This is a genomic window from Actinomyces israelii (assembly GCF_030253495.1).
Classification (GTDB): domain Bacteria; phylum Actinomycetota; class Actinomycetes; order Actinomycetales; family Actinomycetaceae; genus Actinomyces; species Actinomyces israelii.
On the sequence record NZ_CP124548.1, the window covers coordinates 90,457 to 107,968 of the forward strand.

Below are 17,512 nucleotides of genomic sequence, written 5' to 3' on the forward strand. Positions count from 1 at the left end.
GCGGACGGGTGTTGGGTGGACTGGCGCGCCTCATGCGTCGAGGGCCAGGGAGGTGACGACCAGGACGTCGTCGGCCGCCTCCAGGACGACGGCGGTGGACCCGGCGCGCAGAGGCTCCTCGGAGCGGGCCTCCAGGGTGAGCTGGTGGCCGCGCGAGCTGGCGATGACCTCGCCGCGGCCGTCCTTCCACCACATGATCCGCACCTCCGTGCCGACCAGCTCGCCCGGCGTCAGCGGGACGGCGTTGCGGGGCATGGACCGCCGCATCCGCACCCACAGGGCCCGCGTGCCCGCGCCCGCGACCAGCGCCGCCGCCAGGGGCACGCCGATGAGCACCGCCGTCGCCATGTGCCGGCCCGCCATCTGACCGGTCATGGCCTGCACGCCGGCGCCCGCAGCCCCGAAGACGCCCAGGGCCGTCGCGATGACCGGCAGGGCGCCGTCGAAGCCGGTGTCGTCGAGGCCGAGACCGTCGAACAGTCCGTCGAGCACCAGGGACAGCGCCAGGATTCCGCAACCGATGACGGCGCACCACATAAAAGGAGTCATGCCCGGCTCTCTGCTCGAATTAAGGACGCATGGGAAGGTTCCGGGGCGATTCTTCCACGACGGGCGTGCGCGTGTGATGGGGACAAGGACCCGTCATGCCCGTCATGGCAGAACCGGCCGCAGAGCCGACCCGAGCCACAGGCCGACGGCGGCCGCCGCCAGCGTGCCCGCCGTCAGGGCCAGCGCGTGCGCCAGGGCTCCGCCGCCGCGGCCGTCCAGGAGCAGGCGGGCCCCCTCCAGGCTCGCCGTCGAGAAGGTCGAGTAGCCGCCCAGGAAGCCCGTGCCCGCCACCGTGTAGAGCTGCGACGGCAACGACGGCGCGCCCTCGGCCAGCCCGGCCAGCAGGCCCAGCAGGAAGCAGGCCGTCAGGTTGACGGCGATCGTGCCCAGCGGGACGACGGCGGCCCATCGCGCGCCGCGCCGCGGCGGGCCGGTGCGCGCCGCCCGGCGTCGGGCCACGGCGGCACTCACGCGCCCGTCCACGGTGAAGCGCGCGATCGCGCCCAGGCCGCCGCCGACCGCGAGCCCCGCCCAGACCGCCGCGGTCATGAGGCGGCCTCCCGCCGGGGTGGTCGTGGTGGCCGCCCGGCCCGGCGGCCCCGCCCCAGCCGCCCGCCCAGGACCAGGCCGGCGGCCGCGGCCGCGACTCCGGCCGCGAGCGAGCCCAGCAGGTAGGCGGCCGCCAGGGCCGCGCGTCCGTGCCGGAACAGGCCGGCGACCTCCAGGATGTAGGTGGAGTGCGTGGTCAGGCCGCCCATGAGGCCGGTGCCGGCGGCGAGCCGCACCAGCCTGCGGCCGCCCTCGTCGGGGCCGGCGGCGGCCAGGAACCCGGTCAGGGCGCCCAGCAGGAGCGCGCCGAGGAGGTTGACGGTCAGGGTCGCCGCCGGCAGGTGGGCGGCGTCGTGGGGCCAGGTCGCCTCCAGGCCCGCGCGCGCCAGCGTGCCGGCCGCCCCGCCCAGCCCGACGGCGACCAGGGCCCGGCCGGGCCGGTCCTGCGGCCTCCGGGGATCACCCGACACGCTTGGCCACCTGGAAGCCGTCGACGTCGAGCACGAGCTGGTAGGCGGCGTGCCGGTTCTGCGCGGCCCACTGGGCGGCGTCCCGCGGGATCCGGCCGCCCCAGGCCGTGGAGCGGGAGTCGATGACGACGTAGTCCTTGGCCTCGTGGGAGGCGCCCACCCAGGACACGTCCGCCTTGGGCACGAGGTAGGCCAGCAGCGTCAGGTCCGTCTCCACGCTCGCCCCCTCGGGGATGGTGTCGATCACCTGCTGGGCGGCGTCCCAGCGGGTGGACTGGGCGGCGCGGTCCTTCATGGTCCACAGGGGCAGGTGGGGGGCGGTCTTGACGCCGGCGATCAGTGGGATCACCACGCCGACGGCGACGACCCAGCGGGCCCACACGGGCGCGGCCAGCCAGCCGGCGGGGCCGGCCGGGTTGGCCGCGCCGGCGGGGTCAGCGGAGCCGGCTAGGTTGCCGGGAGCCGTGGGGCCTGCGGGGTCGGTCGGGCCGGCGTGAGTGGCGGGGCCAGTCGGGCCGGCCGGCTCGGTGGCCCCAGTGGCCTCCGTCGGCTTCTCGGGCGGCTCGCCGGCTCGCCGGGCCCGGCGCTCGCGCAGCCGGGCGACGACGTCGAGCAGCGCTCCCAGCGCGATGGGGATGAGCACGGCGTTGTAGTGCCAGTACCTCCACTCCCAGTATGTCTCCTTGTCCGCCAGGAAGCGCCATCCCAGGGTCGGCAGCACCAGCGTCATCCACGGCGAGGCCAGGCCGATCCCGCCGGCGGTGCACACCAGCATGAACAGCGTGGCGACCTTGACCTGCGGGGAGAACAGCCGGTCGAGCAGGTTGCCGTGGTTCGGGACGGTCGGCATGCCGTCGGCGGCGTTGCCGTTCAGCCCGTACTGCCAGGCGCCGGTCGGGCTCAGCAGCGGCACGATGACGAACACCGTCAGGACGAAGGCCAGTAGGCCGAACAGGGCCGCGTACGCGCCCACCCGTACCGCGGTCGGCATGCCGGCCCGGGTCCTCGCGGACCGGCCGGAAAGCTGCGCGGACCGGCCGGGGAGCCACCGCGCCCACCCGCCGTCGTCGTCGGTCCGGCCCGCGCGCGCGTCCTGCCAGCCGCGCAGGGCCATGGCGCCGCCCGCCATGACGAGGGTCAGCCCCATGTCCTCCTTGACCAGCACCAGCGGCGCCAGCCACAGCGCGCACGCCCGCCAGCGCCGCTCGACGAAGGCGACCGAGGCCCACGCCAGGGCCGGCACTGCGAAGGCGATCTCGTGGAACTGCGCCTGAACTGCGCCCTGGATGCCCCAGGACAGGACGTAGAACAGGCCCAGCGCGGTCGCGACCGACCGTCTCGTCAGGCGCGTGGCCAGGCGGGTGAGCGGCCAGGCCGACACAGCCAGGAGCAGGTCCTGGACCACCAGCAGCGCCAGCGGCGTGGGGAACAGGCGCCAGACAGGACCGAGCAGCACGAGGATCGGGTGGAAGTGGTCGCCCAGGAGGTTGTAGCCGTCGCCCTTGATCGACACGATCGGGGCCTGGCCATGGGCGTAGTCCTTGGCGAGCTCGGCGAAGATCGCCAGGTCCCAGCTCGGCACCGTCAGGGACCGCCACTGGCCCACGGAGTAGGCGATGAGGACCCACGCGCCCACGACGACGACGAGGGCGGCGGGCAGGCGATCCAGGGCGGCGGACAGCCGGCGGGTGGCGGCGTCGCGGGCGGTCTGTCCGAAGGGACGAGGAGTGATCATCACCTCTGAGCCTATCGGAGGCCATCTGGGCCGACGAAACACGGGCGCCATCGCACGCGGGTAGGCTGCCCGCGTCCGTCCATCCCGAGGAGATCCCTATGGCCGAGCAGATCGCTCAGGACCACCAGCTGCAACGACGGCTCACCAACAGGCACATCCAGCTCATCGCGATCGGGGGCGCTATAGGCACGGGGCTCTTCATGGGCTCCGGCCAGGCGATCTCGAAGGCCGGCCCCGGAGTGCTCGTCGTCTACGCGATTATCGGCGGGGTCCTCTTCCTCGTCATGCGGGCCCTGGGCGAGGTCCTGCTGTCCAACCTGGAGTACAAGTCCTTCGCGGACGTCGCCCACGACCTCATCGGCCCCTGGGCCGGGTTCTTCACCGGGTGGACCTACTACGTCTGCTGGCTGGTGACGGCGATCGCCGAGGTCATCGCCATCACGGCCTACATCAGCTTCTGGCTGCCCGGCCTGCCGCTGTGGGTGGCGCCGGTGGCCACGGTGACGCTGCTGCTGGGGCTGAACCTCACCACCGTGCAGGCCTTCGGCGAGATCGAGTTCTGGTTCTCCATCATTAAGATCGTCGCCATTCTCGCCCTGATGGTGATCGGGGTCGTGATGGTGGCGATCGGGTTCCGCTCGCCGGAGGGCGCGCAGGCCTCCCTGGCGAACCTGTGGAACGGCGGGGACCTGTTCCCCAACGGGTTCCACGGGTTCGTCGGGGCCTTCCAGATCGCCGTGTTCTCCTTCCTGGGCACCGAGCTGGTGGGTACCGCCGCCGCGGAGGCCAAGGACCCGGAGATCACCCTGCCCAAGGCCGTCAACGCGATCCCGGTGCGCATTGTCATCTTCTACCTGGGAGCGCTCGCGGCCATTATGGCCGTCACGCCGTGGTGGGAGGTGCCGGCGGACTCGAGCCCGTTCGTGTCCATGTTCGCCCTGGCCGGGCTCGGGGTGGCCGCGGGCGCGGTCAACTTCGTGGTGCTCACGGCCGCGGCGTCGAGCGCGAACTCCGGCATCTACTCCACGTCCAGGATGCTGTTCGGGCTCTCGTGGGCCGAGCATGCCCCGCGGGTCTTCCGCAGGCTGACGGCGCGCAGCGTGCCCGGCCCGGCGCTGCTCGTCACCTGTGCGGCGCTGCTGACCTCGATCCCGCTGCTGTACATGTCATCCTCGATCATGAGGGCCTTCGTGGCGGTCACGACGGTGGCCAGCGTGCTGTTCATCCTGGTGTGGTGCGTCATTATCGTCTCCTACCTGCGCTTCCGCGCCCTGCGCCCCGAGCTGCACAGGGCGGGCGCCTTCCGCATGCCCGGCGGGCGGGCCTCGGCGTGGGGGGCCCTGGTGTTCTTCGTCTTCGTGACCTGGACGCTGACGCAGGGAAGGGACACCCGGCTGGCCGTGGCCCTCTCGCCGCTGTGGCTGGTGGCGCTGGGTGTTGCCTGGTGGGTGCACTCGGTGCGCCGGCGCGCCTCCGTCTGAGGCGCGGATTCCCCCGAACCCACCGGCTCTGGGCGCTGGCGCGTCTCTGTTGCCCGAGGCCCGGGCCTGGGCGCCTGCCAGGGACTGACCGCTTACCGAGCCTTGAGCGCTTACTGGGGCTTGAGCGCGGTGATGACGGCGTTGGCCCGGCCCGCCAGGGCCGGGTCGGGGCGGGAGTGGCGGTAGGTGACGGTCAGTCCCAGGTCCTTGCAGGCGTGGGAGATCCATGAGGGCGGAACCACGAAGAGGTCGGAGGCGTAGCGCTCCTGGCCCCAGGTCAGGGTGAGGTGGCGGCGGTCCTGGTCGGCCTCGTCGTGGAGCCGGATGCCGTGCTCCGGGGAGTACGACGCCGTGGCGGGGGCCTCGTTGAGCAGGTACTCGGTGCAGATAATGAGGGCGCCGCCGGGTGCCAGGTGGCCGGCGGCAAGCTCGAGGACGCGGCGGCGCTGTGAGGGCGCCGGCTGGGTGATCGAGCTGGTGGACAGGCAGACGGCTTTGAACGACTCTTCGAAGGAGAAGGCGGTCATATCGGCCGTGCGCAGCTCGATACGTGCGGCGGCCCGGGCGTGATGGGCGAGACCGGCTGAGAGGTGCTCCAGGGCCTGCGGGTCGATGTCGGTGGCGAGCACCCGGTGGCCCGCTGTGGCCAGAGGCAGGGTGAGGCGGCCGGAGCCGCAGGCGAGCTCCAGGACGCGCAGGTCGGCCAGGCCGGGGCCGGTCAGGTCGGCCAGGCCCTCCAGGGCCGCCGCCACCTCCGTGCGGTCTCGCAGCCGGAGCTGGTGGTGGCGGCGGGCCCCGGCGCCCCGGTGCAGCGGCGGGATGGAGCTATCGGGGACGGGCATGGTGTTCTACTGGGGGCGTGCTGGGAGTCAGCCGAAGAGCCACTGCCGCAGGTTCCACGGGTATTTGGAGGTGGGGTGGGGCATGTCGGTGCCTTTCTACGGGTTGTTGTTTCTGGTGGTGTCCAGGTTTCTCCTTGCGGGGTGCGGGTGTATCGGGCGACTGGGTGGGCTGATGGGTTGAGCTGGTCAGACGAGCCTGTTGCGCAGGGCGTGGACGACGGCGCCTACGCGGTCCTGGACTCCGAGCTTGGCGATCAGGGCTGACACGTGTGTCTTGACGGTGGCCTGGCTGACTCCCAGGCGGCGGGCGATCTGCTTGTTGGACAGCGCCTCGGCCATGAGTGCGAGCACCTCCAGCTCGCGGGGGGAGAGCGTGACGCCCGGGGGCAGGGCTCCTGGTGTGGGGGTGGTGGTCGGCGCTCTGGGTGTGGGAGGGCTCGCTCGTCGGCCGATGATCGCTGATGAGCTGGGGGACAGGACCGTGTTGCCGCTGGCGACGTGGCGGATCGTGTCGGCCAGGGTGGTGATCGGGTCCTCCTTGGCGAGGAATCCTCTTACTCCGGCGGCCAGAGCGCGTTCCAGGACGGTGTCGGCGATGAACGTGGTCAGGATCAGCACGCCGAGCTCGGGGCGCTCGGTGTGGAGGGTCTCCGCCAGCTCGATGCCGTCGGGGCGGGGCATCTGGATGTCGAGGAGGAGGACCTCGACGGCGGGGTCCTCCGAGCCCAGCAGGCTGAGGACCTCCTGTCCGTCCCGGGCGGCCCAGGCGACGCGTATGTCCTCGGTGGTGGTGAGAGTGTCAGTGAGGGTGCGGCGGACGAGGGCGTCGTCGTCGGCGAGTCCGACGTTGATCATGGGATCCTCTCCAACGGGGTGGGGCGGGGCGGGTCGAGCGGGATGGTGGCGGCGACCATCCAGGCGCCGTCCTCGGCCAGGGTGGTCAGGGTCCCCTCGATCGCTGCGAGGCGCTCGCGCATCCCCACGATGCCGGTGCCGGAGCGGGGGAGCCGGGGGGCGTCCTCGGCGATGCCGTTGGTGGACACCAGGCGGATCACGTCGGGGCCGAGGGTCAGTGTCAGGGTGACGGGACGGGCGCGGTCGGCGTGGCGGACGATGTTGGCCCCCATCTCGCGGGCCGCACGGGACAGGGTGGTCGCCTGGAGCCGGCTGGGGGCGTCCTGGCCGACACGGCGGAAGACGACGTCGAATCCCGCGGCGGCGACGTCGTCGCTCACCGCCTGGACGGCGGCATCGAGGTCCACGACGACGTGGCCCAGGCCGGCCGCGGCCGTCGCCTCCGCCTCCTGCGCGGGGGCCGTCTGGCGCAGGGCGCGCAGCAGCAGGCGCAGCTCGTGGAGGGCGTCGCAGGCCGTGGAGACCACCGCGGCGAACTCCTCGCGGGCCTCGGGCGAGTACGAGGCGTCGGTCGCCGCCCTGCGGGCCCGCAGGGCGGTCTGCGACATGGAGTAGGCGACGAGGTCATGCATCTCCCGCGCGATCTCCAGGCGCATCTCCTCCAGCCGCTCGCCGGCCCGGCGGACCTCCCTGCGTCGGGCGGCCTCGAGCGCGCGCAGGACGGCACCCACCGGCAGCAGCAGCACGCCCATGAACAGGTTGAAGAGCAGGCCGCCGACATGGACGGCGCCATCCGCCCCCGGCGATGGCACCAGCACGGACACGACATCAACCAGGATGTTCATCAGGAGGAAGGACACCGCCGGCCACACCGGCAGAAAGCGGCCCAGGTGAGGTGCCTGGTGTTTCTTGGACAGTGGTGGAAAGAGTACTGTTTTGAGAGATGAGGTATAATCTGATTATGTCGGCACAGAGACTCAGTAGTGAGCTCAAGGAGCAGGTCGTCCTTGAGGTCGTGGAGAAGGACCGGACAATAGCCGAGGTGGCGAGGTCCTACGGCCTGGTTCCTCAGACGGTGGGAAACTGGGTCAAGAAATGGAGGAAGGACCACCCGGAGTCCGTGGACTCCGAGGTCGGTGCGGAGCAGTCGGCGGAGAGCAGGAGGCTGCGTGCCGAGCTGCGAGAGGCCAGGATGGAGATCGACTTCCTGAAAAAAGCGGCTTCCTTCTTCGCGCAGGAGTCCCGGTAACCGCCCGGTACGCGTTCATCCACCGCGAAGAAGGAAGCTACCCGATCACCATGATGTGCCGCTGCCTGAAAGTGTCTCGATCAGGCTATTACGCCTGGCTGGGCCGGGAGCCATCAAGAACCGTGCGACGCAGGAAAGAGCTCAGCGCCTTGATCGAGTGGGTCCTCAACAGCTCCCGCGGCACCTACGGGTACCGCCGTACTCACGCCGCCCTGGCCCGCAGAGGCGTTGAGACGAGCCCGGACACGGTGCGCACCCGTCATGCGCTCCCAGGGCCTGGAGGCCGCACAGCCACGCCGAAAGGTCCGCACCACCGTCCCGGCCGCGGACCTGGGCTCGCGCCCCGACCTGGTCCGGCGGGACTTCACCGCCAACAGGCCGGGAGTGAAGTGGGTGGGCGATATCACCTATATCCGCACCTGGGAGGGGTTCGTGTACCTGGCGACCGTCCTGGACTGCTGCACGAAGAAAGCAGTCGGGTACGCGATGGCGGACAACATGCGCACCGATCTGATATGCGAGGCGATCGATATGGCGGCCCGCAGGTGCCCGTACACAAGAGGAGAGACGGTATTCCACTCGGACCGGGGGTGCCAGTACACCTCCGAGCAGCTCGCCAGGCACCTGGAGAGCTACGGCACTCGCCCTTCGGTGGGCAGGACCGGGGTGTGCTGGGACAATGCCTGGGCGGAGTCGTTCAATGCGACCCTGAAGAACGAGAGGGTCTATCAGATGGTGTATCCCACAAGAAGCAAGGCCATCCGGGATATTGCCTCCTGGATCGAGCTGGAATACAATCAGAAACGACTCCACTCCGCCCTGGGGTACAGGACGCCCAACGAGGTTGAGGAGGAGCACCGAGCAACAAGACAAGCAGCCTGAAAGACCGCTTTCAGGGCTGTCCGAGACACGCCCAGCAGTCCAAGGAACAGGAAGAAGGCGCCGTTGGCGATGAGCATGTCCGTGGCGTGGGAGCCCGGCACCAGGAACAGAACGACCCAGCACAGCTGGTAGGCCACCAGCCCCACCACCGGCCGCAGCGGGATGAGGGCGACCAGCACCAGGGCGAGCAGCATGAAGACGGCGTCAAGAGGCTGCGGCACACCGTTGATCGCAACGTTGACGACAATGCTCGCGGCTCCGAAGAGCACCCCCACGGCCACGTACATCCGTCGTCCCCGCAGGCCGCCGGCGGCGTAGGACGCTACCGCCGGCACACGCGCTGCCAGAGAGGCGATCGTGTCGCCCAGCGTGCTCATCGCCCGACCCCCGCTCCGTGACCTATGGCTGGAATTAAACAAAATGGCATTCTGGGGCAGCTGCTGCGGGATTCCTGGTTGGCGTCTGCGGAGCACCTCGTATAAGATAGCCTCATGCAGATCGACATGACGGACGAGGAACGGGACATCCTCATCAGGTGGAAGAAGCGCTCGGACACCTACAGGCTGGTGAGAATGAAGGCGGAGGCGGTTGTGTGCGCTGCCCGCGGCGTCGGCCTGGATATTATCGCGGAGATGGTCGAGCGGACTGAGGGGACGGTACGCGAGTGGCTGTCGGAATGGCGGAGATACAGGATGGGTTCCGTGGTAACCGGTCACGCCGTGGGCGAGAACGCGGCGAGGCTCAAGCGGGCGCAGAAGAAGGAGCTGGAGGAGATTCTCAGTAGACCGCCCTCGGAGGCAGGCGCCGGGGCCGGTTTCTGGGACGTCCCGGCCCCCTTGAGGACGTCGCGTCCGATCAGGTTCGGAGTCGAGTACAGGTCCGAGTCCTCCTATCGGCTGCTCATGCGCTTTCTGGGCATGAGCCTCTGCTCCCCGACCCGTTCGAGGGGCGCCGCGACGAGAAGGCCATCACCAGGCGGATGGCCGAGATCCGGGACCAGGTCAACGATCTGCTGGAAGAAGGCTGGGAGGCCTGGTGCCGTCGAGGAGGTCCGCGCCCGCCACGAGGCCGAGACGAGGCGCATGTGGCTTCCCAAGGGAAAGAGAACAAAGCTGTACGTGGACCGCAAGAAGGCGAGCCAGTCGTTCTTCGGGGCACTGAGCCTGACGACCAAGAAAATGAGGACCTACCCGATCCAGGGAAACCAGAACGCCGAGCAGACCCGCCCTCATGATGGGTCGCCTGGCGCGCGAGACCGATGAGGGGAAGAAGATCGCGGTGGTCCTGGACAACGCCAGGTTCCACCACGCCAAGGCTTTGAACGATCTTTATGCCCCCGGCCAGGCTCTGGAGCGCATCACGCCCATCTACATGCCCCCCCTACGCCCCCGACCCTGGGTCCCACAGAACACGTGTGGAACGCCGCCAAGAACAATATCGCCAACCTCCAGCGCGACACCCCGGAGAACACCTTCGCGGCCTTCGCCGCCTACATCACCAACCGCACCTTCGACTACGACTTCGAGCACCTCCCAGTCACACCGCCACGCACCGACCTTGTTTAATTCCAGCCATAGTGTCTTTGGGGCGACGATCGGTGTTGCTGGCATCGTTCTTCTCGCAGGCCTAGGGTCGGCGTCGGACGCCTATCGATGGACGCCGATGTCGCTCCTATCACCCGGTTCGGTGCTTGCAGGGAAGGGTTTGTCGCAGCCTGTCGCTTGTGCCGCCATCACGGTTTTTGCCCTGGCGATACTGCTTGCGCTTGTCGCCGCGCGTCCTATGCGCGTCGTCAGGCTGCTCTTCGGGGCGGAACCTAATCATATTGCACAGCATGTTCTTTCTGGAAGGAGAGTTTGATGAGTTCCATGGCCGTCGCGGCGGACGACCTGGTGATCAGGGCTGATGCTGTGAGCCGGACCATCTCCGGTCGTCGGGTGATCGTCGATCTGTCGATGCATGTCGAGCGGGGTGCCGTCTTCGGGCTTCTCGGGCCGAACGGCGCCGGCAAGACCACGACTGTCCGTCTTCTGACGGGTCTGCTCGCGCCGGACTCCGGGACCATCGAGGTCCTGGGGGAGGGTATGACCCCGGAGCGGGCCGCTGCACTCCGTCGTCGGATCGGGGTGCAGACCGACTACCGGCTGTACAAGGAGCTGACGCTGCGCGAGAACCTCAGGTTCTGGGGCGGGCTCTACGGACTGGACCCTGCCGGAATCGAGCGGCGGATCCACGAGCTGGCCCGGCTGTTCGCCCTGTCGGAGCGTCTGGACAGCCGGGTCGGGGAGTTCAGCAAGGGAATGACCCTCAAGGCGGTGATCGCCAGGACCCTTCTACCATCCCCCGATGTCGTGTTTCTCGACGAGCCCACGGCCGGTCTGGATCCCGAGGCCGCTGAGAGCCTGCTCTCCTACCTGCGCGCCATAGCCGATGGCGGCACGACCCTGTTCGTGTGCACCCACCAGCTTCACGGCTTCGAGGGCTTGTGCGACCGGATCGGTATCCTCGCGGGCGGTCGGCTCGTCGTGGAGGGGGCTGTCGGGGACCTGATCGCCGACCGGTGGCCCAGGGAGTGCCTGGACCTGAGGACTGACGAGCCCGAGCGCGCGCAGAAGGCACTCGCCGCGGTGGGTATTCCCAGCACCCTGGAGGAGGGCGGCGTGCGTGCGCGTATCGGCGGTGCCGGGCGCGCCCATGAGGCGGTGCGCGCCGTCGTCGAGGCGGGGATTCGGCTGGATGCCGCAATACCCCGCCGTCACACGCTCAAAGAGCTGTACTTCGCGACTATTGACAGGAGTATTGAGGAGAAGTCGTCATGAGTGGGAACAACGGGAGCCCGGCCGGTTTCGGCCGGCGCCGGGTCATGGTTCTGATCAGGAAGGAGTGGCGTCAGGCGCTGCGGGATACCAGCGCCCTGGTGCCCGTCATCCTGTTCCCTGTTTTCTTCAGCATTATTCTGCCCGGGGCGGCTGTCGGGCTGATTGCGCACTCGGTCTCGCCCGAGACGAGGATTCACGGCCTGGAGTCCTTCCTCGATCTTGTCGCCTCCGTCTCCGGGGCCGGCATGGGGCCGCAGCAGCTGCTCGTGACCGCCGTCATCACCTACGTGTTCGCGCCGCTCATCCTCATGATCCCGGTCATTGTCGCCACCGCTGGTGCGACGGCGGCCTTCGTGGGGGAGCGCGAGCGGGGCACTCTCGAAGGGCTTCTCTACGGCCCGATCACAGTGCGCGAGCTCTTCCTGGCCAAGACCCTGGCATCGGTGATACCGGCCGTGCTGCTGACCTGGGCATCCTTCCTCGGATTCTCGGTGGTGGCCAATGCGGCGGCGTGGCCGGTCATGAAAGGCATCGTCTTCCCGGATGTCACCTGGACCCTGGCGGTCCTGGTCCTCGTCCCGCTCATCGCCTTCCTCGTCATCAGCGTGATCGTCGGCGTCTCAAACCGGGCCAGGTCGGTGCAGTCCGCCCAAGGGATCGCGGTCTTCTTCATCCTTCCGCTGGTGGGAATGATCGTTTCCCAGATTGCTGGCGCCCTCCTGTTCGACTGGCGGGTCGTGGCGCTGCTGGGGGGTGTGCTGGCGGTGCTCTGCGTGATCGCCTACCTGCTGATGGCCCGAGTAGTCGAGCATGACGAGATCGTTCTGAAAATCTAGGGCGGGTGACAGTGGTGACAGTGGTTGTGAAGCGCACAGAGCATCTCGGTTCTTTTCTGCACGGCGAGAGTCCAGTCACGGTGGTCATGGACCCTGTTTTGTATGGAAGCCCGGTACATGACCGGCTGCAGGCGGCCTCTTTCCTCTCGGGGGCGGATTGGTTCGATCTGCCTGAGGATGGGGGCGGCATGAAGGCGGCGCGGGCGGTGGCGGACCGTGTTCCCGCAGGAGGGTGGTGTCTTGCCCTGGGCGGTGGCACCACCATTGATACCGTCAAGGTTGCGCGGATAATCTCCGCTCTGGCCCCCCTCCAGGGGCTCCTAGCCGGTGAAGTGCTTGTGGATGAATCGACGTCGGAGAGTCTGCCATGGAGAATCGCTGCTCTGCCCACCACGATAGGGACTGCCAGCGAGGTCAGTTCGGTGGCGGTAGTGTGCTGCGGGGGCGGGCGTATTCTCCTACGTGGGTCCGGGCTGCGCCCCGAGGTCGCCTGCCTTGACCCGATGCAGACCCAGACGCTGCCATCAGCGGCGATTGTATCCGGTGCTGTGGAGGCCTTATTCCGTACCGTCTTCCCATACCTAGCATCTCCGACGACTCCTTCACAGGATTCCGTGGTGCACGCAATAGCGGCGAGTCTTCTGCGTTATATCCGCGCGGAGCTTGTGGCGCCGTTGCCCGCGAAGGCGAGAAGACGACTCGCGGAGCTGAGCCAGTGCTCCCAGACCGCCGGCCTGCATCGGGGCCGTGACCCGCATGGTTTCAAGCTGTGGCCCATAAACCACGAGGTATCGACTCTTACGGGCCAGCCCAAGATCATGACGATGTCGGCCCTGGCGCCCCGGATCATCGAGCAGATCGAGCAGGGCGGTGCGGTCTGGGGGTCGATGCGAGTCCTGGATGATCTTATGGACGACCTTGACCCACTCCTCCCGGCGGGTGGCGGAGCGGCGGGGCGTTGGAAGTCGCTCATGGAGGAATGCTCCCTTCCTACAGCTCTGCCCGCAATAGATGTCGAGGACGCAGTGCGGCTCGTCATGAATAGGTGGGGCGCGCCGCGACCAGCCCTCGCGGGTGTTGAACGGCGGGATGTGCATAATCTTCTGTCTGCGTCTCTAGAGGGAGACGAAGCATGATCGGGCAGGACTTCATCGGCTACGCGATCGCGACGGAGCAGTTCGCTCCGACTGAGTGCATTGAGTTGGCACGGCAGGCGGAGAACCGGGGATTCCACGGGTTCATGGTGGGCGATCATTTTCAGCCGTGGGTTCCGGGCCAGGGACAGTCTGCCCACGTCTGGTCCTTGCTTGGGGCACTGGGCTCCCAGGTGAAAGGTGATCTTGTCACGGGTGTTGCGGCTCCGGGATACCGCATGCACCCGGCTGTCATGGCACAGGCCGCGGCCACTCTCGCCTGTTTGTACCCGGGACGCCTCTCGCTCGGGCTCGGCTCGGGAGAGGCTCTTAATGAACATGTTGTTGCCCCGTACTGGCCGGAGACCAAAGAGCGGACGGATCGGCTTTTCGAGGCAATCGAGCTTATTAACCGTCTATTCGCCATTTCGGCTCAGGGGAGGCAGTGCCGGTTCGAGGGGCGCTTCCACAGAATGGAGCGGACACGGCTGTGGTCGATGCCTGCGGAGTCGCCACCTGTCCTGGTGGCCGCGGGAGGACCCATCAACGCCCGTCGAGCAGGCGAGCACGCTGATGGCCTCATCACAGTGGCTGCTCCGCCGGAACGCCTCTGCAGAGTGCTGGATGCCTTCAATAGCGCAGTCCCCGAGCGGGAGCCTCAGGGGCCGCACAAGGTGCTTCTCCAGGTCCACCTCAGTTGGGCTCCGACGGCCCAGGAGGCGCTCCGCAACGCGCTCAGGGAGTGGCCGACGGGAGGCATGCCGTTTCCGAAGGCGGACATCCGCTCGCCGGATGATTTCGAGGCGATGGCTGCATGCGTCCGGCCGGAGGACTTCGAGGGTCGAATGGTGATCTCCGAGGATCCCGATGTGCACCGACAGGCACTTCAGCGCTACCTTGACATGGGAGTAGACAAGATTTTCGTCCACAACGTTGGGAGGAACCAGGTTGAGTGGTTCGACGAGTTCGGGAAGAGCGTTCTACCGAAGCTGCACAGATGAGGGCCTGTCCGCACTGCGTGTGAACGCTCCGCGTTACAACGGGGAGATCGTTCCAGGCCAGGACCTCTCTTTGCTGCTTATGACCCTGGTGGACGGACTGGAAGACGGTGATATCGTCGTCGTCTCCTCCAAGGCTGTCGCCAAGGCCGAGGGTAGAGTCGTTGAGGTCGAAGGACTGCAGGAGCGCCAGCGTCTCATTGAGTCGGAGACTGTTCGGGAGGTTGCCTGGCGGGACACCTCGGCGGGGCGTGTAAGTGTGGTTGAGAACCGGCTCGGCATCGTCGGGGCTGCTGCCGGCATCGACACGAGCAATGTCGCTCCGGGCTCTGCCGTGCTTCTGCCGGTCGATCCCGACGGCTCAGCGCGCCGAATCCGAGCCGGTCTGCGGCGTCTCACTGGGCGGAATGTCGCCGTCGTCGTCACCGACACGCTGGGGCGGCCCTGGCGCCGCGGTCAAACGGATGTGGCCATCGGCTGTGCGGGGATGATCCCGTTGCTCGATTTGGCTGGGGCAATGGATCCGTACGGCAATACTCTTAGGGTGACTGCGCCTGCCGTCGCGGACGAGGTGGCTGCCGCCGCGGAGCTTACGATGAGGAAGACAGACGGCCGCCCCATGGCGGTTGTGGCCGGTTTGAACCATCTGGTGCTGTCGGCCGAGCAGGATGGTCCCGGCGCGCGTGCCATCCTGCGGCCTGCCGAGGAGGACTGGTTCCGGCAGGGGAGCCGCGAGGCCTGGGAGGCCGGATACTGTGCGGGTAAGGCGGAGACTGTACGTGAGTCCTGAGGGCTGGATCGTGCTCGTGCCGGTCAAGGCGCTCGCTCGGGCCAAGAGTCGGTTGTCGGTGGGGGTGGAGCACCGACGACGACTGGCTCTGGAGTTCGCGGCTCACACCGTCTCGGTGGCATCGAGCACTCCTCAGGTGCAGGACACGGTGGTGATCACTGGTGACGATGAAGTTGTCTGCGGGCTTGGAGTTCCAGGGATCTCGTTCCTGCCCGAGCCCGTCGGCCCTCCGGATCTCAACGCGTGCCTGAGACGAGCTGTGGCCACTGTGCGCGAGCAGGAGCAGGCCTCACTGGCGATCTTAGTGGCAGATCTCCCCGGACTGGCGGGTGCTGAGCTCGCCCAGGCGCTGGATGCTGCTGCCTTCTGTGACCGCGCCGTCGTTGCGGACGCCGATGGAACGGGGACCACTCTACTGACTGCTGGAAGGGGACTGACGCCGCGCCCCCGTTTCGGGGAAGAGTCCTTCAAGAGGCATGTCGGTCGCGGGCACACCCCCCTGAGCGGAGAGTGGCCGGGCCTGCGCCGGGATGTGGATGTGCTTGAAGACCTGCGTGTGGTTGAGGAGTGGGTGTTGTGAGGATCGCTGTTGTCGCCGGCGGTGTCGGGGGCGCCCGGTTCACCAGGGGTCTGCGGGACCTTGGTGAGAATGACCTGAGTATTATCGTCAATGTCGGTGACGATGCCTGGGTGGACGGCTTGAGGGTCTGTCCCGATCTTGACTCGCAGATGTACGCACTCGCGGGGATTCATGACTCCGATCGCGGGTGGGGCCGGCGCGGAGACTCCATGCGCATTGATGCCGAGCTGCGGGCTTGGGATTTCGGTGCGCGCTGGTTCACGCTGGGCGATCTTGATATCGCCGCTCATATCATGCGTACGGCGATGCTTCACGAGGGCAGTTCCCTGACTGAAGCGACCGACAGATTGTGCTCACGCTGGAACCTGGGTGCACGGCTGCTGCCTGCCAGCGACGATCGTGCGGAGACCTGGGTCGACTGCCCCTCCCTGGGCGGCCCGGTCCATTTCCAGGAGTGGTGGGTGCGACACCGGGCCATCCCCCGCCCAACAAGATTTCTGTCCCGGCCCGGGGGTGCCGAGCTGTCCGATGCCGCTCAGCGAGCGCTTGCCCTGGCGGAACTTGTCATAGTAGCGCCATCCAATCCGGTGGTCTCGATCGATCCTGTTCTGAACCTGAAGGGTGCTCGCGCAGCGTTTGCCGCTTGTCCCGCACCGGTTGTGGGAATTTCACCAGTTGTTGGTGGGCGAGTACTTCGTGGAATGGGTGACGTGTGCCTCTCGACGATCGGAGTCTCTGTGTCAGCCGCCGGTGTGGCTGAGCATTACGGTGCGCGAGGCGATGGCCTGCTTGATGCTTGGGTGGTGGATGAGGTGGATGCGGGCGATGTGCCGAGGATCGAGGCATTGGGTATCCGCTCGATTCCCGTCATGACAGTGATGAAGACACCTGAACGAGCCCGTCGCTTGGCTGCTAGTGTCATATCTCTGGGTCGGGAGCTGTCTGTTCTGCGCCATTGATCCAGCGGTCTTCGGTCACAGGGCTGCAGGGCGGGTGCAGGGACAGAGAACCGGCCGCCCTGTTTCTTCGGATCACCGATCTCGGTGCGGAACTGGACCGATCTCGGCGAAGGGGCGGGTCCCGAGTGTTGGGGTGAGGGCGCTCTGAGCTCCCGCAGGGTGGGCGATCTGTGGGGGCATGCTGGTGAGGCCTTCTTCGGCACCTTCTCCTGGAGCATCTAGTGTCCTTGCCGGGGAAGTAAGGGGCCGGGGAGAAGATGAGGGCCGTGTCCAAGCCGGGGGGCGACGCGTCAAGGTCCGCAAGGATAAGGCGACGGCCCGGAAGGTGGACGAGTTGCTGAACTCTGCTGCTCGCTTTGTCCGGGCCGTCGGCGTCCGCAGTGACTTCGGGCCTGTGTCTGGAGCGGAAGTTCAAGGACGACGGCGGTGCAGACGCGAGCGACCGCCCTGGTCGGAGTGGCTCGGGCCACCGCGGATCGCCTCGAAGGCGTACTCGTCGATGTCGAAGGTGGTCAGGACCAGGACCCTGGGCTCGGAACCGTCGACGATGCGGCGGGACGCCTCGACCCCGTCCATCCGCGGCATCCGCACGTCCATGAGGACGACGTCAGCCTCCACCCCGGCCGACAACTCGATAGCGGTGGGGCTGTAGTCGTGTAGTCGGCCTGCGGTCCCGTTTCGAGGGTGCTGCCGTGGGAGGCGACCCTCTCGCGTGTTCCCACCAGGCCGTGGTCGGGCAAACGGGTCGGGACTCTGGGTGATCGGCCGAGCCGGGTGCAGAGGCT

General features: G+C 67.9%; 21 protein-coding genes and 1 pseudogene. 13 read left to right on the forward strand and 9 right to left on the reverse strand.

Annotated features, from left to right (window positions below; all coding sequences use genetic code 11):
- Positions 1 to 30: 30 nt before the first annotated feature.
- From AIF0345_RS00390 to AIF0345_RS00405, 4 genes are all read right to left on the reverse strand, one after another.
- Positions 31 to 549: a nodulation protein NfeD gene (locus AIF0345_RS00390; RefSeq protein WP_043564274.1), complete on the reverse strand. Its 519-nt coding sequence runs from the start codon at positions 547 to 549 to the stop codon at positions 31 to 33.
- Positions 550 to 651: 102 nt separating this feature from the next.
- The gene (locus tag AIF0345_RS00395; RefSeq protein ID WP_285296799.1) at positions 652 to 1,098 is read right to left on the reverse strand and encodes a fluoride efflux transporter FluC; all 447 of its coding nucleotides are present in this window, start codon (positions 1,096 to 1,098) and stop codon (positions 652 to 654) included.
- Positions 1,095 to 1,568 (reverse strand): FluC/FEX family fluoride channel, encoded by a 474-nt coding sequence (locus AIF0345_RS00400; RefSeq protein ID WP_229118609.1) that lies wholly within the window; start codon positions 1,566 to 1,568, stop codon positions 1,095 to 1,097. The genes AIF0345_RS00395 and AIF0345_RS00400 overlap by 4 nt, the downstream gene beginning before the upstream one ends.
- Positions 1,558 to 3,303, reverse strand: a complete 1,746-nt coding sequence (locus tag AIF0345_RS00405) for a DUF2079 domain-containing protein (protein ID WP_285296800.1) — start codon at positions 3,301 to 3,303, stop codon at positions 1,558 to 1,560. The genes AIF0345_RS00400 and AIF0345_RS00405 overlap by 11 nt, the downstream gene beginning before the upstream one ends.
- Positions 3,304 to 3,401: 98 nt before the next feature.
- Between AIF0345_RS00405 and AIF0345_RS00410 the strand changes: the two genes are divergently transcribed.
- Positions 3,402 to 4,784: an amino acid permease gene (locus AIF0345_RS00410; protein WP_285296801.1), complete on the forward strand. Its 1,383-nt coding sequence runs from the start codon at positions 3,402 to 3,404 to the stop codon at positions 4,782 to 4,784.
- 110 nt (positions 4,785 to 4,894) lie between these two features.
- Here AIF0345_RS00410 and AIF0345_RS00415 read toward each other — a convergent pair whose 3' ends face one another.
- From AIF0345_RS00415 to AIF0345_RS00425, 3 genes are all read right to left on the reverse strand, one after another.
- Positions 4,895 to 5,626 (reverse strand): class I SAM-dependent methyltransferase, encoded by a 732-nt coding sequence (locus AIF0345_RS00415; RefSeq protein ID WP_268918743.1) that lies wholly within the window; start codon positions 5,624 to 5,626, stop codon positions 4,895 to 4,897.
- A gap of 186 nt (positions 5,627 to 5,812) precedes the next feature.
- Entirely contained in the window at positions 5,813 to 6,481 is a 669-nt protein-coding gene (locus AIF0345_RS00420) for a response regulator transcription factor (RefSeq protein WP_043564266.1), read from the reverse strand.
- A complete protein-coding gene (locus AIF0345_RS00425) occupies positions 6,478 to 7,326 on the reverse strand; it encodes a sensor histidine kinase (RefSeq protein ID WP_285296802.1) in 849 nt (282 codons plus the stop codon). The genes AIF0345_RS00420 and AIF0345_RS00425 overlap by 4 nt, the downstream gene beginning before the upstream one ends.
- Before the next feature lie 116 nt (positions 7,327 to 7,442).
- On the opposite strand from AIF0345_RS00425, the gene AIF0345_RS00430 reads away from it, so the two are divergent.
- The 3 genes and pseudogenes from AIF0345_RS00430 to AIF0345_RS00435 all read left to right on the forward strand — a co-directional run bounded on the left by AIF0345_RS00430 (position 7,443) and on the right by AIF0345_RS00435 (position 8,612).
- Positions 7,443 to 7,730, forward strand: coding sequence for a transposase (locus tag AIF0345_RS00430; RefSeq protein ID WP_285296803.1), 288 nt, complete (start codon positions 7,443 to 7,445; stop codon positions 7,728 to 7,730).
- A gap of 53 nt (positions 7,731 to 7,783) precedes the next feature.
- A pseudogene (locus tag AIF0345_RS16785) lies at positions 7,784 to 7,972 on the forward strand (IS3 family transposase); the annotation flags it as partial.
- A 19-nt stretch (positions 7,973 to 7,991) separates the two neighbouring features.
- The gene (locus tag AIF0345_RS00435) at positions 7,992 to 8,612 is read left to right on the forward strand and encodes an IS3 family transposase (protein WP_285296804.1); all 621 of its coding nucleotides are present in this window, start codon (positions 7,992 to 7,994) and stop codon (positions 8,610 to 8,612) included.
- On the opposite strand, the gene AIF0345_RS00440 is transcribed toward AIF0345_RS00435, so the two are convergent.
- Positions 8,528 to 8,989 (reverse strand): hypothetical protein, encoded by a 462-nt coding sequence (locus AIF0345_RS00440; protein ID WP_285296805.1) that lies wholly within the window; start codon positions 8,987 to 8,989, stop codon positions 8,528 to 8,530. The two genes, AIF0345_RS00435 and AIF0345_RS00440, sit on opposite strands and share 85 nt — an antisense overlap.
- 114 nt (positions 8,990 to 9,103) lie before the next feature.
- Here AIF0345_RS00440 and AIF0345_RS00445 point away from each other — a divergent pair, with 114 nt between their 5' ends.
- From AIF0345_RS00445 to cofD, 9 genes are all read left to right on the forward strand, one after another.
- Complete coding sequence (locus AIF0345_RS00445; protein WP_285296806.1) at positions 9,104 to 9,874, forward strand: hypothetical protein; 771 nt, start codon at positions 9,104 to 9,106, stop codon at positions 9,872 to 9,874.
- A gap of 150 nt (positions 9,875 to 10,024) precedes the next feature.
- Positions 10,025 to 10,177, forward strand: coding sequence for a hypothetical protein (locus tag AIF0345_RS00450; RefSeq protein WP_285296807.1), 153 nt, complete (start codon positions 10,025 to 10,027; stop codon positions 10,175 to 10,177).
- Positions 10,178 to 10,471: 294 nt separating this feature from the next.
- A complete protein-coding gene (locus AIF0345_RS00455) occupies positions 10,472 to 11,431 on the forward strand; it encodes an ABC transporter ATP-binding protein (RefSeq protein WP_285296808.1) in 960 nt (319 codons plus the stop codon).
- Positions 11,428 to 12,267, forward strand: coding sequence for an ABC transporter permease subunit (locus tag AIF0345_RS00460; protein WP_285296809.1), 840 nt, complete (start codon positions 11,428 to 11,430; stop codon positions 12,265 to 12,267). The genes AIF0345_RS00455 and AIF0345_RS00460 overlap by 4 nt, the downstream gene beginning before the upstream one ends.
- 5 nt (positions 12,268 to 12,272) lie before the next feature.
- Positions 12,273 to 13,403: an iron-containing alcohol dehydrogenase gene (locus AIF0345_RS00465; protein ID WP_285296810.1), complete on the forward strand. Its 1,131-nt coding sequence runs from the start codon at positions 12,273 to 12,275 to the stop codon at positions 13,401 to 13,403.
- A complete protein-coding gene (locus tag AIF0345_RS00470; protein ID WP_285296811.1) occupies positions 13,400 to 14,401 on the forward strand; it encodes a TIGR03557 family F420-dependent LLM class oxidoreductase in 1,002 nt (333 codons plus the stop codon). The genes AIF0345_RS00465 and AIF0345_RS00470 overlap by 4 nt, the downstream gene beginning before the upstream one ends.
- Before the next feature lie 19 nt (positions 14,402 to 14,420).
- The gene (cofE, locus tag AIF0345_RS00475) at positions 14,421 to 15,188 is read left to right on the forward strand and encodes a coenzyme F420-0:L-glutamate ligase (RefSeq protein ID WP_285296812.1); all 768 of its coding nucleotides are present in this window, start codon (positions 14,421 to 14,423) and stop codon (positions 15,186 to 15,188) included.
- A complete protein-coding gene (gene cofC, locus AIF0345_RS00480; protein ID WP_285296813.1) occupies positions 15,178 to 15,768 on the forward strand; it encodes a 2-phospho-L-lactate guanylyltransferase in 591 nt (196 codons plus the stop codon). Before cofE ends, cofC begins: the two co-directional genes overlap by 11 nt.
- Complete coding sequence (gene cofD, locus AIF0345_RS00485; protein WP_285296814.1) at positions 15,765 to 16,727, forward strand: 2-phospho-L-lactate transferase; 963 nt, start codon at positions 15,765 to 15,767, stop codon at positions 16,725 to 16,727. The genes cofC and cofD overlap by 4 nt, the downstream gene beginning before the upstream one ends.
- A gap of 411 nt (positions 16,728 to 17,138) precedes the next feature.
- On the opposite strand, the gene AIF0345_RS16525 is transcribed toward cofD, so the two are convergent.
- Positions 17,139 to 17,357, reverse strand: coding sequence for a response regulator (locus AIF0345_RS16525; protein WP_404975959.1), 219 nt, complete (start codon positions 17,355 to 17,357; stop codon positions 17,139 to 17,141).
- Positions 17,358 to 17,512 lie beyond the last annotated feature (155 nt).

Excerpts from the sequence above, each read along its gene's own strand:
- AIF0345_RS00390 (WP_043564274.1), bottom strand. The coding sequence starts at position 549 with ATGACTCCTTTTATGTGGTGCGCCGTCATCGGTTGCGGAATCCTGGCG.
- AIF0345_RS00395 (WP_285296799.1), bottom strand. The coding sequence starts at position 1,098 with ATGACCGCGGCGGTCTGGGCGGGGCTCGCGGTCGGCGGCGGCCTGGGC.
- AIF0345_RS00405 (WP_285296800.1), bottom strand. The coding sequence starts at position 3,303 with ATGATCACTCCTCGTCCCTTCGGACAGACCGCCCGCGACGCCGCCACC.
- AIF0345_RS00410 (WP_285296801.1), top strand. The coding sequence starts at position 3,402 with ATGGCCGAGCAGATCGCTCAGGACCACCAGCTGCAACGACGGCTCACC.
- AIF0345_RS00415 (WP_268918743.1), bottom strand. The coding sequence starts at position 5,626 with ATGCCCGTCCCCGATAGCTCCATCCCGCCGCTGCACCGGGGCGCCGGG.
- AIF0345_RS00420 (WP_043564266.1), bottom strand. The coding sequence starts at position 6,481 with ATGATCAACGTCGGACTCGCCGACGACGACGCCCTCGTCCGCCGCACC.
- AIF0345_RS00425 (WP_285296802.1), bottom strand. The coding sequence starts at position 7,326 with ATGAACATCCTGGTTGATGTCGTGTCCGTGCTGGTGCCATCGCCGGGG.
- AIF0345_RS00430 (WP_285296803.1), top strand. The coding sequence starts at position 7,443 with ATGTCGGCACAGAGACTCAGTAGTGAGCTCAAGGAGCAGGTCGTCCTT.
- AIF0345_RS00435 (WP_285296804.1), top strand. The coding sequence starts at position 7,992 with ATGCGCTCCCAGGGCCTGGAGGCCGCACAGCCACGCCGAAAGGTCCGC.
- AIF0345_RS00440 (WP_285296805.1), bottom strand. The coding sequence starts at position 8,989 with ATGAGCACGCTGGGCGACACGATCGCCTCTCTGGCAGCGCGTGTGCCG.
- AIF0345_RS00445 (WP_285296806.1), top strand. The coding sequence starts at position 9,104 with ATGCAGATCGACATGACGGACGAGGAACGGGACATCCTCATCAGGTGG.
- AIF0345_RS00455 (WP_285296808.1), top strand. The coding sequence starts at position 10,472 with ATGAGTTCCATGGCCGTCGCGGCGGACGACCTGGTGATCAGGGCTGAT.
- AIF0345_RS00460 (WP_285296809.1), top strand. The coding sequence starts at position 11,428 with ATGAGTGGGAACAACGGGAGCCCGGCCGGTTTCGGCCGGCGCCGGGTC.
- AIF0345_RS00470 (WP_285296811.1), top strand. The coding sequence starts at position 13,400 with ATGATCGGGCAGGACTTCATCGGCTACGCGATCGCGACGGAGCAGTTC.